This is a genomic window from Pseudomonas sp. MWU318, assembly GCF_016756945.1.
GTDB lineage: Bacteria > Pseudomonadota > Gammaproteobacteria > Pseudomonadales > Pseudomonadaceae > Aquipseudomonas > Aquipseudomonas putida_A.
Genome location: NZ_JAESJL010000005.1, coordinates 22,683 through 38,188, shown reverse-complemented (window position 1 = coordinate 38,188; position 15,506 = coordinate 22,683). Strand labels below are relative to the sequence as shown.

12 protein-coding genes, 1 tRNA gene and 2 pseudogenes are annotated in these 15,506 nt (G+C 55.6%); 6 read left to right on the top strand and 9 right to left on the bottom strand.

Annotation, left to right across the window (positions count from 1 at the left end; all coding sequences use genetic code 11):
- Window positions 1–114: 114 nt before the first annotated feature.
- Window positions 115–693 (bottom strand): hypothetical protein, encoded by a 579-nt coding sequence (locus JN524_RS13530; RefSeq protein WP_202369637.1) that lies wholly within the window; start codon window positions 691–693, stop codon window positions 115–117.
- Window positions 694–761: 68 nt separating this feature from the next.
- Window positions 762–1,120, bottom strand: a pseudogene (locus JN524_RS13525) (phage virion morphogenesis protein); the annotation flags it as partial.
- A 62-nt stretch (window positions 1,121–1,182) separates the two neighbouring features.
- Between JN524_RS13525 and JN524_RS13520 the strand changes: the two are divergent.
- Window positions 1,183–1,764: pseudogene (locus JN524_RS13520) on the top strand (site-specific integrase); the annotation flags it as partial.
- 144 nt (window positions 1,765–1,908) lie between these two features.
- Window positions 1,909–4,182 carry a KAP family P-loop NTPase fold protein gene (locus JN524_RS13515; protein WP_202369636.1) on the top strand — a complete coding sequence of 758 codons (2,274 nt, stop codon included), beginning with the start codon at window positions 1,909–1,911 and terminating at the stop codon, window positions 4,180–4,182.
- A 222-nt stretch (window positions 4,183–4,404) separates the two neighbouring features.
- On the opposite strand, the gene JN524_RS13510 is transcribed toward JN524_RS13515, so the two are convergent.
- Both JN524_RS13510 and JN524_RS13505 read right to left on the bottom strand, forming a co-directional pair.
- Window positions 4,405–4,608, bottom strand: a complete 204-nt coding sequence (locus JN524_RS13510) for a hypothetical protein (RefSeq protein WP_202369635.1) — start codon at window positions 4,606–4,608, stop codon at window positions 4,405–4,407.
- 190 nt (window positions 4,609–4,798) lie between these two features.
- A tRNA-Ser gene (locus tag JN524_RS13505) sits at window positions 4,799–4,888 on the bottom strand.
- 295 nt (window positions 4,889–5,183) lie between these two features.
- On the opposite strand from JN524_RS13505, the gene JN524_RS13500 reads away from it, so the two are divergent.
- The 3 genes from JN524_RS13500 (at window position 5,184) to JN524_RS13490 (ending at window position 7,917) form a co-directional block, all read left to right on the top strand.
- Window positions 5,184–5,873, top strand: coding sequence for a crotonase/enoyl-CoA hydratase family protein (locus JN524_RS13500; RefSeq protein ID WP_064586733.1), 690 nt, complete (start codon window positions 5,184–5,186; stop codon window positions 5,871–5,873).
- A gap of 217 nt (window positions 5,874–6,090) precedes the next feature.
- Window positions 6,091–6,813 carry a 1-acylglycerol-3-phosphate O-acyltransferase gene (locus JN524_RS13495; protein WP_202369634.1) on the top strand — a complete coding sequence of 241 codons (723 nt, stop codon included), beginning with the start codon at window positions 6,091–6,093 and terminating at the stop codon, window positions 6,811–6,813.
- Window positions 6,814–6,945: 132 nt separating this feature from the next.
- On the top strand, window positions 6,946–7,917 hold the full coding sequence (locus tag JN524_RS13490) for a magnesium and cobalt transport protein CorA (RefSeq protein WP_027613314.1): 972 nt from the start codon (window positions 6,946–6,948) through the stop codon (window positions 7,915–7,917).
- A 99-nt stretch (window positions 7,918–8,016) separates the two neighbouring features.
- Here JN524_RS13490 and JN524_RS13485 read toward each other — a convergent pair whose 3' ends face one another.
- The 3 genes from JN524_RS13485 to JN524_RS13475 form a co-directional block, all read right to left on the bottom strand.
- The gene (locus JN524_RS13485) at window positions 8,017–8,739 is read right to left on the bottom strand and encodes an amidotransferase (protein WP_202369633.1); all 723 of its coding nucleotides are present in this window, start codon (window positions 8,737–8,739) and stop codon (window positions 8,017–8,019) included.
- 95 nt (window positions 8,740–8,834) lie between these two features.
- Window positions 8,835–10,979 carry a 3-hydroxyacyl-CoA dehydrogenase NAD-binding domain-containing protein gene (locus tag JN524_RS13480; protein ID WP_202369632.1) on the bottom strand — a complete coding sequence of 715 codons (2,145 nt, stop codon included), beginning with the start codon at window positions 10,977–10,979 and terminating at the stop codon, window positions 8,835–8,837.
- A gap of 24 nt (window positions 10,980–11,003) precedes the next feature.
- Window positions 11,004–12,209: an acetyl-CoA C-acetyltransferase gene (locus tag JN524_RS13475; RefSeq protein WP_150369867.1), complete on the bottom strand. Its 1,206-nt coding sequence runs from the start codon at window positions 12,207–12,209 to the stop codon at window positions 11,004–11,006.
- A gap of 638 nt (window positions 12,210–12,847) precedes the next feature.
- On the opposite strand from JN524_RS13475, the gene JN524_RS13470 reads away from it, so the two are divergent.
- The gene (locus JN524_RS13470; protein WP_202369874.1) at window positions 12,848–13,615 is read left to right on the top strand and encodes a c-type cytochrome; all 768 of its coding nucleotides are present in this window, start codon (window positions 12,848–12,850) and stop codon (window positions 13,613–13,615) included.
- A 130-nt stretch (window positions 13,616–13,745) separates the two neighbouring features.
- Here JN524_RS13470 and JN524_RS13465 read toward each other — a convergent pair whose 3' ends face one another.
- Both JN524_RS13465 and JN524_RS13460 read right to left on the bottom strand, forming a co-directional pair.
- Window positions 13,746–14,549, bottom strand: a complete 804-nt coding sequence (locus JN524_RS13465; protein WP_202369631.1) for a transglutaminase family protein — start codon at window positions 14,547–14,549, stop codon at window positions 13,746–13,748.
- Entirely contained in the window at window positions 14,546–15,496 is a 951-nt protein-coding gene (locus tag JN524_RS13460; RefSeq protein ID WP_027613321.1) for an alpha-E domain-containing protein, read from the bottom strand. Before JN524_RS13460 ends, JN524_RS13465 begins: the two co-directional genes overlap by 4 nt.
- Between the last annotated feature and the right edge of the window lie 10 nt (window positions 15,497–15,506).

The following is a 15,506-nucleotide window of genomic DNA, read 5'->3' as shown; positions in this document are numbered from 1 at the left end:
TCTGCTAATTGTCATCTGGATAAAGTTTTTTCATCCGAACTCTAAATATTCGGTTCTGAGTCGGATGTGAGCTCAAATGGCGCCATTGCTGGGGCCATTTGAGAGTCTTGGGGTTTATCGCATTAGCGAGACTATAAACGTTGCTGTCGTTGCGGTAATAGTTATGACTGATGTAGCTATCATGATATTGATTTTTTTACTCAAGATTGCTGTGTTTTTTATTAGTTGTTCGATGTGTTTTGTGTTGTCGATTACTGTTTTTTCTATAACGGGTTTCTTTGTTGCTGCTGGGCTATTAGGTAAAACCACTTCGTTGTCGCTGGAGGTTTTGTCTGCGTAGACAGCGATAATGCTACCGCCGGCTCCAGCGCACGCTAATGAAATGACCTGACCAAAAATTTCGAAGTGGTCAATGGCATCAGCTGGCATGAGTGATTTTGTTACGAAAATATAGAAGAATTTCGGATAGACGATTTGATAAAGCACTCCAGCTGCTATCAAAAAAAATCCCTTCAGTACGCGATCTTGCCTCATATCTAGAAATGTTAAGAATAATACAAAGCAACTCCCAAATGCCGCATAGGTCGCAGTTCGCGGGAAATTGTAAATACCAGCTATAGCTACTCCAAAAAACAGTACACAAAATGCAGCGATCATCAAAATGCAAATTCGAACGTTGAAGCTTCGTTTCATTTTTTAAACAATCCATGGCAGGGTAAATAGGGGTGGCTCAATGATATCATGGATTCCTGCAACGCATTTCATTGAGTCAGTTGCAATAACAAGCTATCGCGGGTTTGGTCTAATTCGGCATTAGTGAAACCTAGCACCTCTCGACGTTCATAGCGCACGTCTGGGGCGCCGCGCTCCGCTTTATCTTTCAAACCGTACTGATGAACCCTTGCAATACGCGCAATTCGGCCTTTGAAACCAATGCTGATAGCGCTGCCGTCACCTTGAACCTTTAAAAAGCGCGCTGTGTGCAGCTTCTGGAACATCTGAACCTTTCGCTTCACCCGCCCTTGTTGCCGCGCAGATTGCTCTGTCTGCGCGGCGCGTACTTGCTGCCATCCGGATTGCGCTGGGCAACGATTCGTTGCTGTTGACTATGGCGCAACGTCTGGCCGAGGCTGCGGGCGAGCCGGTTGCGCGATGCTGGCTCAAGTTGCCGGAGTAGGCCAAGAGCTGTTGATGATTCAGTTCATGATTTGGGCTGGGCCTCGGATTTCGGAGACTATCGCGCTGGCTTGGGAAGATGTCGATCTGCAGAAAGGAACGGTGACATTTCGTCGATCCAAGGTACGCGGGGCTTACCGCGTTACTAAAACCCGGCGCTCAACTCGGAAGGTACGCCTCCTAGAGCCTGCGTGGGATGCGCTGCGCAAGATTGATGCGATGAACCCGACCAAAAAAGCGCAAATGGTCGATATCGTTGAGCGAGACAACAAGACGGTCCGGCAGCACAAGCTGCACTTCGTCTTTTTGAACACCAAAAGCGGTCTGCCGCATGTGAGCGATTTCGTAGTGCGTGATCGGTTTTTTAAGGCTCATTTGAACGCAGCCGGGGTTCGTTATCGGGGGCCTGGTCAGTGTCGGCATTCTTATGCCAGCCAGTTGCTGACAACGGGAGTGGCTTCGATTGACTGGATTGCTGAGCAGATGGGGCATACCAACGGGAACATGATTCGTCAGCATTATGGGACTTGGATTAATAAGGATGGACCCGATGTTGTAGGATTGCTGCAGATAGCACTGAAGCTTTAAAGTTCGTGGCAATGCAGTGCATCTAGCTAGCGGCCTAAAGCGCCGGAATGGGAGGTGGTGTGAAGCTGAGATTACGCCAACTATTTCATCCCAGCGGAAGAGTATTATCCTAGAATCACATGACCCTAACGATGGAGAATATAAATGGACTTAACTGACTCATATGGATTTGCAGCCGATAGACCGATTTCAAAAGCAGAAAATGATTTATTGGGACGGGCAGATTTTTCGAACAGCCTAGCAAATGCACTATCTAGTTGGCACGGAAGAGATAGTTTGGTAGTAGCATTACATGGAGACTGGGGGTCGGGTAAAACATCCATTAAAAATATGGCCATTTCTCGACTAGAACACATTGAAAAAAACTCTCCTAGCGTCATTGAGTTTTCACCATGGGAATGGGCTGCACAGGAAAAAATCACCGCATCTTTTTTTCAAGAAATATCAAAATCAATAGGACGAAAAGACCCAACAGCTGAAGGAAAAAAGCTAGCTAAAACCCTAAAAAAATATGGTAATCATCTTAACACTGGGGAAGCGGTGATTACAGGCTTCTCTGCTGCATTACCAACTTTATTCATAGTCGCAACCTTGGCAGGTCTAGGTGGAAGCTTCTCGGACGTCATGTGGGTAAAAACAACAACCGCATCTATCATTGCAGTGATGGCAGTGTGCGCGGGAGCGTTGAAATGGGGAAAAGGTCTTCTTGAAAAGATAAGCGGCAACGTAGATGCATCAGCGAACGAGAAAAAGCAAAGCCTTGACGATATCAGGAAAGAGCTCACCAAGTTGCTATCAGCGAGAAAATCCTCATTAATTATCGTAATGGATGATTTGGACCGCCTGACTTCCGAACAATTACAAATGGTTTTTCAACTAATCAAGGCAAACCTTGAATTTCCAAATGTAGTATTCCTTCTACTTTTTCAGCGCGACTTAGTTGAAGAAAAACTGACAAACGGAAAGCATCTCGGCAGGGAATATTTGGAAAAAATTATCCAAGTGCCTTTCGATATACCAAAAATAGAAACAACGCGCCTTCAGAATGTCTTATTCAGCAAGCTTGACATCATCCTAAACAGTGATAAATCCGCATTGAAAATGTTCGACGCCGGACGATGGGGCAATATTTTTCACTCCGGTCTAAATTTATACTTCGACAACCTTCGAAATATCTACCGATACACATCGACACTCTCCTTCCACTTCTCACTATTAAAGGGAAGAACTACATTTGAAGTAAACCCTATTGACCTATTCGTTATTGAGTGTTTAAGAATTTTTGAACCTGACGTATATGATGAGCTAGCCCGCTCCAAAGACATCCTTACAAAAAATGGATTGGGAAAATATGACAAAAAAGAACCAACTACAAATTTAATCACTGGAATATTGGAGAAGTCACATAAATCCACGAGAGACAATGTTGAGAAACTGATCAAGCATCTGTTCCCTACAATTGAGTGGGCTTTAGGTGGCGCTGAATATTCTGGAGAGCATCTAAGCACCTGGCATCGTGAAATGAGAATATGCCACAGCACAAACTTTAATAAATATTTCCAGTTCGCAATGCCTGATGGAGAGCTATCAAACTCAGATTTACAAGAAATGCTCTCTCTGACTTCATCGCCCGAATCATTCACCACTTATATTCTAACATTAAAAGAGCAAGGAATTTTAAAGAACGCCTTGGCACAATTCGAAACCTTCTCCGAGCAGATCCCTATAAATGACGGATATGCGTATATCAAAGCCATTCTTGACATCGGCGACGACGTCGATCACGAAGCAGCCGGATACACCGCATTTAGCTCCAATACTCACTTGGTTCGATTGGTTGTTTCATTTCTTCGCCGAATTGATAGCGTCGGAGATAGAGGAGCGCTTTTACTCAGCTGCTTTAAGGGAACGGAGGGGCTCTCCATTACTGAGCACATACTGCAATCGGAGGAGAACCGCCGAACAAAATCAGATGCTGACGTGATACTTCTTGATAATGATTTTATCGAGTTAAAGAAAGAATTCGTAAAGAAACTAGATCACATGGCGAAAAACAGCCCAAACAAACTGTTTCACAATGAACATCTGGTATCTTTCCTGTATAGATGGGCCCGCTGGGGAGATAAAAATAAAGTCGTAGAATGGTTGAAAACTCAAACACAAAGCGAAGAAGGGAGCGTACTCCTATTAAAAGGTTTTTCAACCAAAGTTTCTTCGTATGTTTTTGGCGACTACTCAAGCACAATCAAGCACCACATAAAACTTGAGAACATTGAAGCATTCATTGAAATCCCATACTTAGAAGAAAAAATAAAAAATATCGACTTAGAAAAATACGACCAGCGAAGCAGCGACGCTGTAACTGCGTTCAGAGAGGCGATCACGCGAAGAGAACTCGGCATTGCCGACGACTGGTGAAAAAGCGCTTAAAAATTCATCTGAAGATGCATTCTGGTGAGCTGCAATTTATGCTTAAAAGCTCTCCAGGATGAAAAATACGAAGATGGTCGCATTACAGCTCCCTATCCAGTTCCTAAGAGCTGAAAGCATCTGTCCACAATTGCCAGAATATTGGCCAAGGCTAGCCCCCCAACCAGATTAATTATGACCGTCGATTAATCGTGGCCCCGCACGTAAGTCCTAGCTCAGAAAGGTCATCTTGATGTTCTTTGCCATTTGAGGCTCGGGGGCTGGTTTGCCCAGCACATAGCAAGCCACTGCTTGAGTGTTTACATGATCGTACCAGGGTGCGATCGCTAAAAGCTTCCACCGCTCAGCCAGACGTCGATTGGCATGCTCCGCACCCAGCTCCTCCACCACCTCTGTCGCATCACTGATTCGCATCGCTCTAACTCCTTTCAAAGGTAAAGAAATTGTAGATGAGGATCGGTGGTACCCAGAATTCATTGCAGCTTTATTGAAACAGCATCAATGTCCAGTCCCATATCAGTCCCATATCGCCCTTTTTCAGACGCCAAAAACCACAAAACCCCGACTTTCTCTAGGAAAATCAGGGGTTTGCGTTTACTGAATGTGGCGGTGAAGGAGAGATTCGAACTCTCGATACAGTTTCCTGTATACACACTTTCCAGGCGTGCTCCTTAAGCCACTCGGACACTTCACCGTATCTCTTCAAACATGTTCTGTCTGTCGAGGCGCGCTAATGTAGTCGAAAGCTTTTCTGATGGCAAACTTTTTTTCAGAATTTTCATGCGGTTAAGACAAAAAGGCATTTCGCCCCACCTTGGGCGATGGCAAACCGGCCAATCTCTGGTGACGGCCGCCCTTCTATATAGAAGCAGAACGGTGTGCTACGCCGGGCGCAGCCGGAAACGGTGACCGACGAGTCAGTCACAGTGCTTTACCTGGCCTACGGCGGTGGGTAACGTCTGCCCATCTTTCTTACAAGGAATAGCGTCATGAGTGAGTTGATTGCCTACCACCTCGAAGACGGTATCGCGACCCTGACCTTGAACAACGGCAAGGTCAATGCCATTTCCCCGGACGTGATTGCGGCGTTCAACGCGGCGCTGGATCAGGCGAAGACTGATCGTGCCATCGTGATCATTACCGGTCAGCCGGGGATTCTGTCTGGCGGCTATGACTTGAAGGTGATGACCGCCGGGCCTAAAGAAGCCGTGGCGCTGGTGACTGCGGGTTCGACACTCGCCCGTCGCCTGCTCTCCCACCCGTTCCCGGTGATCGTTGCCTGCCCTGGCCACGCCGTGGCCAAAGGTGCGTTCCTGCTGCTGTCCGCCGACTACCGCATCGGCGTGGACGGCCCGTTCAGCATTGGCCTGAACGAAGTGCAGATCGGCATGACCATGCACCACGCCGGCATCGAGCTGGCGCGTGATCGCCTGCGTCGTTCGGCGTTCCACCGTTCGGTGATCAACGGCGAGATGTTTGATCCGAAAAGCGCGGTGGATGCCGGTTTCCTCGACAAGGTGGTGGCTGCCGAGGAGCTGCAAGGCGCAGCCCTGGCAGCAGCGCGTCAGCTGAAGAAGATCAACATGAACGCGCACAAGAACACCAAGCTCAAAGTGCGCAAGGCGCTGCTCGAAGCCCTCGACAACGCGATCATCCAGGACCAGGAACATCTGGGCTAAGCCCGCGCTTCCCGAGCCAAAGAAAAGCCCGACCGTCGTGTCGGGCTTTTTCTTGCGCGTTCGATTGATCGAGCGTCGACTGCTCTAGCTCGGGTCTGACAATCAACTCGGAAACATGCGCTTAAACATCGCCTATCTCCGGACTCTATAGCAGCAATTGCCGAAAACAGTGCACATCCGTACACTGCGCCACCTTTTGTCCCGGTGGGGCCTGAAAATGCTGTTTGTGTTTCGTATGTTATTGATGGGCCTGCACTTTATTCTGGCCGGCGTGTTGGGGGTGATCGTCGGGCTGTGCCGTCCGTTCAATCCGGACAACAGCCGACTGTGCGCCCGCCTCTACGCCCTTCCGGCCATGTGCATCCTACGTTTGCGGGTGAAGGCCGACGTCGGTCCGTTGATGAATAAGCCCGATAGCTGCGTGATCGTTGCCAACCATCAGTCCAACTATGACCTGTTCGTGTTCGGCAACGTGGTGCCTCGGCGTACCGTATGCATCGGCAAGAAGAGCCTGAAATGGGTGCCGCTGTTCGGGCAACTGTTCTGGCTCGCGGGCAACGTGTTGATCGATCGCGGGAACGCGCACAAGGCGCGCAAGTCGATGCTCACCACCACCCACACCTTGCAGCACGAAGACACGTCGATCTGGGTATTCCCGGAGGGCACGCGCAACCTCGGTGAAGAACTGCTGCCGTTCAAGAAAGGCGCGTTCCAGATGGCGATCGCCGCCGGTGTGCCGATCGTGCCGGTGTGCGTCAGCAGCTACATCAAGCACATGCGCCTGAACCGCTGGCGCAGCGGGAAAATTCTCATACGCTCGCTGCCGGCGATTCCTACAGCCGGGCTGACCATGGATGACATGCCCATGCTCATGTCCCAGTGCCGCGAGCAGATGCGCGAATGCATCGCCGCGATGGATCAGCAGCTGCAGGCTGCGTGAAAAAAACCCGCCTTGTGCGGGTTTTCTTTTGCCGGGTGAACTGTACAGATTTCACTGACTCTCAAGCAGCGACACAGCTAAGCTGAAGCCTTGTATTCCCTGCCATCTGCCAAGAAGAAGTGAACCACTACCATGGGTCGAGTTGTTGCTGCTGCGGTTTACAGCGCCGGTAAGAAAGTCACCAATATCACGCTTGACGAAGGTGCCGCCTGGGCCGCAAAAACCGGACATTTTGTCTGGATCGGCCTGGAAGAGCCGGACGCTCAGGAGCTGGCCAATCTGCAGCGCCAGTTCAACCTGCACGAACTGGCCATTGAAGACGCCCTGGAAAAACACAGCCGGCCGAAGCTGGAAACCTTTGGTGACGCCTTGTTTATCGTCACCTACTCGCCAATCCGCGAACATGGGATCTTGCAGTTCATCGAAACACACATCTTCGCCGGCAAGGGCTACATCATCACCGCCCGCAACGGCCACTCGGCGTCCTACGCGCATGTCCGCCAACGCTGTGAGGCGCGGCCGCTGTTGCTGGAGCACGGCGAAGATTTCGTCCTGTATGCGCTGCTGGATTTCGTCATAGAAAACTACCAACCGGTGGGCGAAGCGATTCATGCCGAGATCGATGAACTGGAGCGCAACGTGCTGTGCAGTGCGTTGAACGAGCATGACATTCAGAAACTCCACGGTCTGCGCCGCGACGTGTTGCGCCTGCGCCGCTATGCAGCGCCGATGGTGGAGATTGGCGAGGAGCTGCAGAAGCTGAGCTTCCCGTTCATCGACAAGAACATGCGCCCGTACTTCCGCGATGTGCAAATCCATGTCACGCGGCAGATGGAGGACCTGACCACCCTGGCCGACATCGCCAGCCAGACCATCGAAATCGGCGTGCTGCTCGAGGCGTCACGGCAGAGCGTGGTGCAACGCAAGTTTGCCGCGTGGGCGGCGATTCTGGCGTTCCCGACCGCGGTGGCGGGGATTTACGGGATGAACTTCCAGAACATGCCGGAGCTGAGCTGGCACTACGGCTATTTCGCTGTGTTGGGGTTTATTACGGTGGGGTGTGTGAGTTTGTGGGCGAGTTTCAAGAGGTCGGGGTGGTTGTAGGGAAGCAAAAGCAAAAGATCGCAGCCTGCGGCAGCTCCTACAGGGTGTACACCACCCCGATGTAGGAGCTGCCGCAGGCTGCGATCTTTTGATCTGCTATTAAGCAGCCTCAGGCTTGTGCGCCACAAACCGCATCATCCATTCCGCCACGGTGGTGCCATGGTGCTCCTGCTCCAGGCTGGCCACGCCTTTCGAGTAGATCTGCGAACCCAGCGCGTCCTGGCGCAGATCCAGCAGCGCTCGCGAATAGTCGTGAATGAATTCCGGGTGGCCCTGGAAGCACAGCACCTGATCGTTGATGTGGTACGCGGCAAACGGACAGAAATCGCTGGAGGCAATAACCGTGGCGTTTTCCGGCAGTGCGGTGACCTGATCCTGGTGGCTGATCAGCAGCGTCAGCTCTTCACGCACCGGGCTCATCCACGGCGCCTTGGCCGCGAGTTTGTAGCTGTGGGTGCCGACGCCCCAGCCCTGGCTGGCGCGCTCGCTCTTGCCACCGAGCAACAGCGCCAGCAATTGATGGCCGAAGCACACGCCGAGCAGCTTGTCGCCGCGCTCGTAGCGGGTCAGCAGGTATTGCTTGAGGGTCTGGATCCACGGGTCGGTGCCGAACGAATCGGCCTTGCTGCCGGTGATCAGGTACGCATCGAAGGTCAGGTCGTCGCTGGGGTATTCGCCCTGCATCACGTTGTACACGGTGAACTCGGCGGCAATCGGTTGCTGCGAGAACAGGCGCTGAAACATCTGCCCGTAACCCTGATATTGATCGACCAGTTCCGGACGCAGGATGTCGGTTTCCAGAATGCAGATGCGTAGCGACATAAAAAATACCTGACACGTGATGGGAATAATGAACACCCCAGAGCCTGCCTTGAAACACCCCGGCAAGGCAAGCCCCGCAGCGTTCAGCCGATCACTTAAAACAGCTCGCCTTTCGCGGCTTTTTCCAGCAGCAGGGCCGGTGGCGCAAAGCGCTCGCCGTACTGCTCGGCCAGATACTGCGCGCGTGCGACGAAGTCCTGCACCCCGTACTGATTAATGAACTGCAAGGCGCCGCCGGTCCACGGCGCAAATCCGATGCCGAAGATCGAGCCGACGTTGGCATCCGCCGTCGAGGTGAGCACGCCCTCCTCCACGCAGCGCACGGTTTCCAGGGCCTGCACGAACAGCAGACGATCACGCACATCCTTCGGCGAAATCTGCCCGTCGGCCTTCTCGAAGCGCGTCTTCAACTCCGGCCACAGATGCTTCTGACCACCCGCCGGGTAATCGTAGAAGCCACCGCCAGCGGCTTTGCCCGGGCGCTTGTATTCGTTGAGCAGCAAGTCAATCACAGCGAACGCCGGATGATCTGTCAGCGGCTTCCCTTCCGCTTGCAGGTCTTTGGCCGTTTGCTGACGGATATGGCTCATCAGGCTGAGGGAAACTTCGTCGGAGATCGCCAGCGGCCCGACCGGCATTCCGGCCTTGCGCGCTTCAGTCTCGATCATCGGTGCGCTCACGCCTTCGCCGAGCATGGCGATGCCTTCATTGGTGAAGGTGCCGAACACCCGCGAGGTAAAGAAGCCGCGACTGTCGTTGACCACGATCGGGGTTTTCTTGATTTGCAGAACAAAGTCGAAACCGCGCGCCAGGGTTTCCGCGCTGGTCTGCGCACCTTTGATGATTTCCACCAGCGGCATTTTGTCCACCGGGCTGAAGAAGTGCAGACCGATGAACTTGCTCTGATCGGGTACTGCGGTCGCCAGTCCGGTGATCGGCAACGTTGAAGTGTTGGAGGCAATCACCGCGTCAGAACCGACAATTTTTTGCGCTGCCGACGAGACCTTGGCCTTGAGTTCGCGATCCTCGAACACCGCCTCGATGATCAGATCACAACCCGCCAGATCCGCATCATTTTCAGTGATGTGAATCCGCGCCAGCACCGCTTCGCGCTTTTCGACCGTCATCTGGCCACGGGCGACTTTCTTGTCCAGCAGCGCCGCCGAATGGGCCTTGCCCTTCTCGGCCGCCGCCAGGTTGATGTCCTTGAGCACCACATCGATACCAGCCGAGGCACTGACGAAGGCGATCCCGGCGCCCATCATGCCCGCACCGAGCACACCGACCTTGCGCGTGACATACGGCGCAAACCCTTGCGGACGCGAGCCACCGGCATTGATCTCATTGAGCTGGAACCAGAAGGTGCCGATCAGGTTTTTCGAGATCTGCCCGGTGGTCAGTTCGGTGAAGTAACGGGTTTCGATCAGGTGCGCGGTGTCAAAATCGACCTGCGCGCCTTCCACCGCCGCACACAGAATCTTCTCTGGCGCCGGCAGCGTGCCCTGAGTCTTGCTGCGCAGGATCGACGGCGCTATCGCCAGCATCTGCGCGACTTTCGGATTCGACGGTGTGCCGCCGGGGATCTGATAGCCCTTCACGTCCCAACGCTGCACCGCGCTCGGGTTGGCGACAATCCAGGCGCGCGCCTTGGCCAGCAACTCGTCACGATCCACCGCCAGTTCATCGATCAGACCGGCCTGCAATGCCTGTTGCGGGCGCACCTTTTTGCCTTCGAGCAAGTACGGCAAGGCTTTTTCGATGCCGAGCATACGCACCATGCGCACCACCCCGCCACCGCCCGGCAGCAGGCCCAGCGTCACTTCAGGCAGACCGAGTTGCACCATCGCATCGTCCAGCGCTACCCGGTGATGGCAGGCCAGACAGATTTCCCAGCCACCGCCGAGCGCGGCGCCGTTGATCGCCGCGACCACCGGTTTGCCGAGGGTTTCCAGGGTGCGCAACTGCCCCTTGAGGCTCAGCACCATGTCATAGAACGCTTTGGCCTCGGGTTTGCCGACCTTGATCAGCTCATTGAGGTCGCCGCCGGCAAAGAAGGCTTTCTTCGCCGAGGTGATGATCACCCCGGCGATGCTGTCTTTTTCCGCCACTAGCCGCGCAACGCAGGCGCCCATGGCCTGGCGGTACACGGCGTTCATGGTGTTGGCGCTCTGGCCCGGCATGTCGATGGTCAACACGACGATGGCGTCCTGGCCTTTTTCGTAACGAATGGCTTCGCTCATAACAAGGTTCCTTGAATTCAGGGCTCAGAGGCGTTCGATGATGGTGGCAATGCCCATGCCGCCGCCGACGCACAGCGTCGCCAGGCCGTAGCGCAGGCGCCGGGCTTCCAGTTCATCGAGCAAGGTGCCGAGGATCGCGCAACCGGTCGCGCCCAGCGGATGCCCCATGGCGATCGAGCCGCCGTTGACGTTGACTTTGTCCGGGTCCACCGCCATGTCCTTGATGAACTTCAACACCACCGAGGCAAACGCCTCGTTGACCTCGAACAGGTCGATGTCTTCCACGCGCAAACCCGCCTTGGCCAAGGCCTTGCGGGTGGCCGGTGCCGGGCCGGTGAGCATGATGGTCGGGTCAGTGCTGGTGACCGCCGTGGCGACAATCCGGGCCCGTGGTTGCAGGCCGAGCGCACGACCCTTGGCTTCGGAGCCGATCAACATCAGCGCCGCACCGTCAACGATCCCGGAGCTGTTGCCCGGCGTGTGCACGTGGTTGATCCGCTCGACGTGGCTGTATACCCGCAGCGCCGTGGCGTCGAAGCCCATCTGGCCGATCATCTCGAAACTCGGCTTGAGTTTGCCCAGGCCTTCCATCGTCGATTCGGCGCGAATGAATTCGTCGTGATCGAGCAGGATGATGCCGTTCTGATCCTGCACCGGCACCAGCGACTTGTTGAACGAACCGTCGGCCCGCGCCCGTGCAGCTTTTTGCTGCGAGTGCAACGCGTAGGCATCGACATCCTCACGGCTGAAGCCCTCAAGGGTGGCGATCAGGTCCGCACCAACGCCCTGCGGGGTGAAGTGGCTGTGCAGATTGGTTTGCGGATCCAGTGCCCAGGCGCCGCCGTCGCTGCCCATCGGCACCCGCGACATCGACTCGACGCCACCGACCACCACCAGATCCTCGAAGCCCGAGCGCACCTTCATCGCACCGAGGTTGACCGCTTCCAGACCCGAGGCGCAGAAGCGGTTTATCTGCACGCCCGCCACGCTGACGTCCCAATCCGCCACCTGCACCGCGGTCTTGGCAATGTCCGAGCCCTGATCGCCAATCGGCGTGACACAGCCGAGCACCACGTCATCGACCTGACTGGTGTCCAGCGCCGTGCGGCTTTGCAGTGCCGTCAGCAATCCGGCGACCAGATTCACCGGTTTGACGCTGTGCAGCGCGCCATCGGCCTTGCCTTTGCCGCGGGGCGTGCGTAACGCATCGAAAATCAAAGCTTGGGTCATGACGTCCTCGAACCTGTGCGGTGAGTGAATTTCGTGGTGTCACTGTTGTCCCGAGCGCCCATGGATTCAATGACCACAGCGCTCAATGACGTTGACGCGCACGCTCAGACGGACGGTCATCCACCCTCAGGTGAACCGGTTCAGGTCAGCGAGTTGTCTAGCCAGCGGGCGGCGAAGAAGCTGGCAATAAGCCTCATGCCGTTTTTATCGCAAACGGCAGCAAATACATATGAAATGGATCTAAGCCAAGCGTGACGCGGGCTCTAAGGTAGTAAATGTACGTCAGGGTCGTCGGGTTTTGCCGGGGCCGACGTTCTTCAACAGGAAGTGCAGCGTTTGCCGTCATGGATATGCAGGCAGACATCAGGAAATAACAATAAAGGCGGTCAAGCCATGTTCAAACAACCGAAAGTTCGTCAAGCAGGACTCATTCTTTTCGCCACCACGCTGCTGTTGATCTTGCCCAATCTGACCAAGGTGATTGGCTGACTCAAGCGGCAGGCGTCCGCTATCGCCAGACAAAATGTGACTGGCCCGCTACCCGGGCCAGCGTGGCTGTGCGAACCTTTGCGCACTTCCACGACAGGGACGGCGATCATTTGAAAACGCTCATTGTGTTCTGGGCCTTACTGCTGAGCATGCCCTTGTCTGCCGCGCAGCTCACGCTGGAGCTGGGCGCGAACAGTCGCACCTGGCAGACCGAAGAGTTGCTCAAGCATCCGCAAGCACAAACTCTGACCATCAAGAACGATGTGTCCTACAAGAAAGACATGACTTATCGCGCCGTGCCCGTGGCGGCGCTGCTCACCGGGATCAAACCGGCCGATCACCTGCAAGCGGTGGCACTGGACGGGTTTGCTGCCGAACTGGCCGCTGCGCCGTTGCTCAACAGCAAAGGCGCGCAGGCCTGGCTGGCGATCGAGGACCCGACGCAGCCGTGGCCGCCGCTGTCCGAAGGCAAGCACAGTGCCGGGCCGTTCTATCTGGTATGGACTGACCCGCAGGCCGGCAACATCAGCCCGGAGCAATGGCCGTTTCAGGTGGCAAGCATCAAGCGCATGGCGCCGGTGGCCGAGCGCTTCCCGGCGCTGTTGCCGGATCCCAAGCTGAAAGCGGATGACCCGGTGAATCAGGGTTTTGCGCTGTTCCAGAAGAACTGCCTGGCCTGCCACCGGTTGAACGGTGCGGGAGATGCGCAGTTCGGGCCGGACTTGAATATTCCGTACAACCCGACCGAGTATTTCGGCGCGGACTTCCTCAAGCGCTACATTCGCGATCCGCAGAGTTTGCGCCAGTGGCCGCAGGCGAAGATGCCGGGATTTTCGGCGGATGTGTTGCCGGAGGGGGACTTGCAGTTGCTGATCGGTTATCTGCAGCACATGGCTGGGCGCAAGATTAAGCCCTGATCTGTTCACAAACTATTTGTTCAACACAACCTCCTGTAGGAGCTGCGGCACGCTGCGATCTTTTGACCTTGATTTTAAAAAACAGAATCAAAAGATCGCAGCGTGCCGCAGCTCCTACAGGGGACGGTGTTTACTGTTGTTGCACGGAGATGACTGGTGTCGGCGACACGAACACCTTCGCATGCATCTGCTCACAACCACCGCCCCGACGCATGCCGCGCACCGGGCAGGCATCCAGATAATCCAGGCCTACCGCCAGTTTCAGGTGCCGCTCCGGGCGGGCCAATTGGTTGGTCACGTCAAAGCTGTACCAGGCGTCATCCAGCCACGCTTCGGCCCAGGCATGACTGGCCAGGTGCTCGGCGTCCTCGCTGTACAGATAACCCGACACATAACGCGACGGAATCCCCAGGCTACGCGCGCAGGCGAGAAACGCATGGGTGTGATCCTGACAAACCCCGGCGCGCCCGGCAAAGGCTTCGGCGGCGCTGGTGTCGACTTCAGTCGAACCCGGCGTGTAGCTGATGTGCTGGTTCAAACCATGCATCAGGTCGATCAGCGCAGTGCGATCGCGCCGCTGTTTGCAGGATTTGTCGGCAAACGCCCGTAGCGCTTCGTCGGCCTCGGTCAGGCGGGTGAAACGCAGGAACGGCAACGCCGACTGGCTCTCATGCTCGGCCTCGCGCGATTCGTCGATATCGACCTGGCCGCGGGCGCCGATAATGATCGCTTCGTGCGGTTCGTCCATGGTCAGCACATGCAGGATGTTGCCGAACGGATCGAGCTGGGCGCGCACCGGACGCGGCAGGTCGAGCTGCCAGCTCAACACGTGCTGACGCTCGCTGTCGTGCGGGGTCAGGCGCAGATACTGGATGCTCGCCCGCACCTGATCTTCATAGTGATAGGTGGTCTCGTGGCTAATGGAAAGTCTCATGCAGCCTCCAGGTATGAACTGTGAATCGCGTTGCCCAGCTGGCGCACCAGCGGGATGAATTCGGTGAGCCAGGCGTGCAGGCCTTCGGCGAGGATTTCATTGATGCCGGTGTAACGCAGCCGCGCGTCCATCTCAGCGGCGAGGCGTTGTGCCGGACGGCCATTGGCGCCGGGCAACTGGGCGAGGATCTGGTCGATTTCCTCGGTGCAGGCACGCAACGAACGCGGTACATCGGCGCGCAACAGCAGCAGCTCGGCGACATGCCGGGCGCCGGGTGCGTCGCGGTAGATCTCGGTGTAGGCCTCGAACGATGACAGCGCTCGCAGCAGCGCACTCCACTGGTAATAGGCGTGGGCGGTGCCATCGCTGACAGCTTCGGCCTGATCGCCAGCCATTTCATAGCGCGCATCGAGCAGGCGCAGCGTGTTGTCAGCACGCTCGATGAACGTCCCCAGACGAATGAAGCGGAACGCATCGTTGCGCATGATCGTGCCGTAGGACGCGCCACGGAACAGATGCGAGCGCTCCTTGATCCACTCGCAGAAACGGCTCATGCCGTAACGACTGAGGCCCTGCTCGGCAATGCCGCGAATTTCCAGCCAGGTAGCGTTGATGTTCTCCCACATGTCCGCGGTGATGCGCCCGCGCACCGCATGCGCACTGGCCCGCGCCGCGCCGAGGCAACTGTAGATGCTCGCCGGGTTGGCCGCATCGAGGGCGAAGAAGTGCAGCAGGCGTTCGGCATGCAGTTCGCCGTGACGCTCCAGGTAATCGTCGAGGGTGCCGGTGATCAACAGCGGCATCGCCAGTTCGTGCAAACCGTCGCCGCGACCGTCCTGCGGCATCAGCGACAGCGAATAGCTGATATCGAGCATCCGTGCGAGGTTTTCCGCCCGCTCCAGGTAACGCGACATCCAGTACAGATCCGAGGCAGTTCTACTTAACATGGCAAGCTTC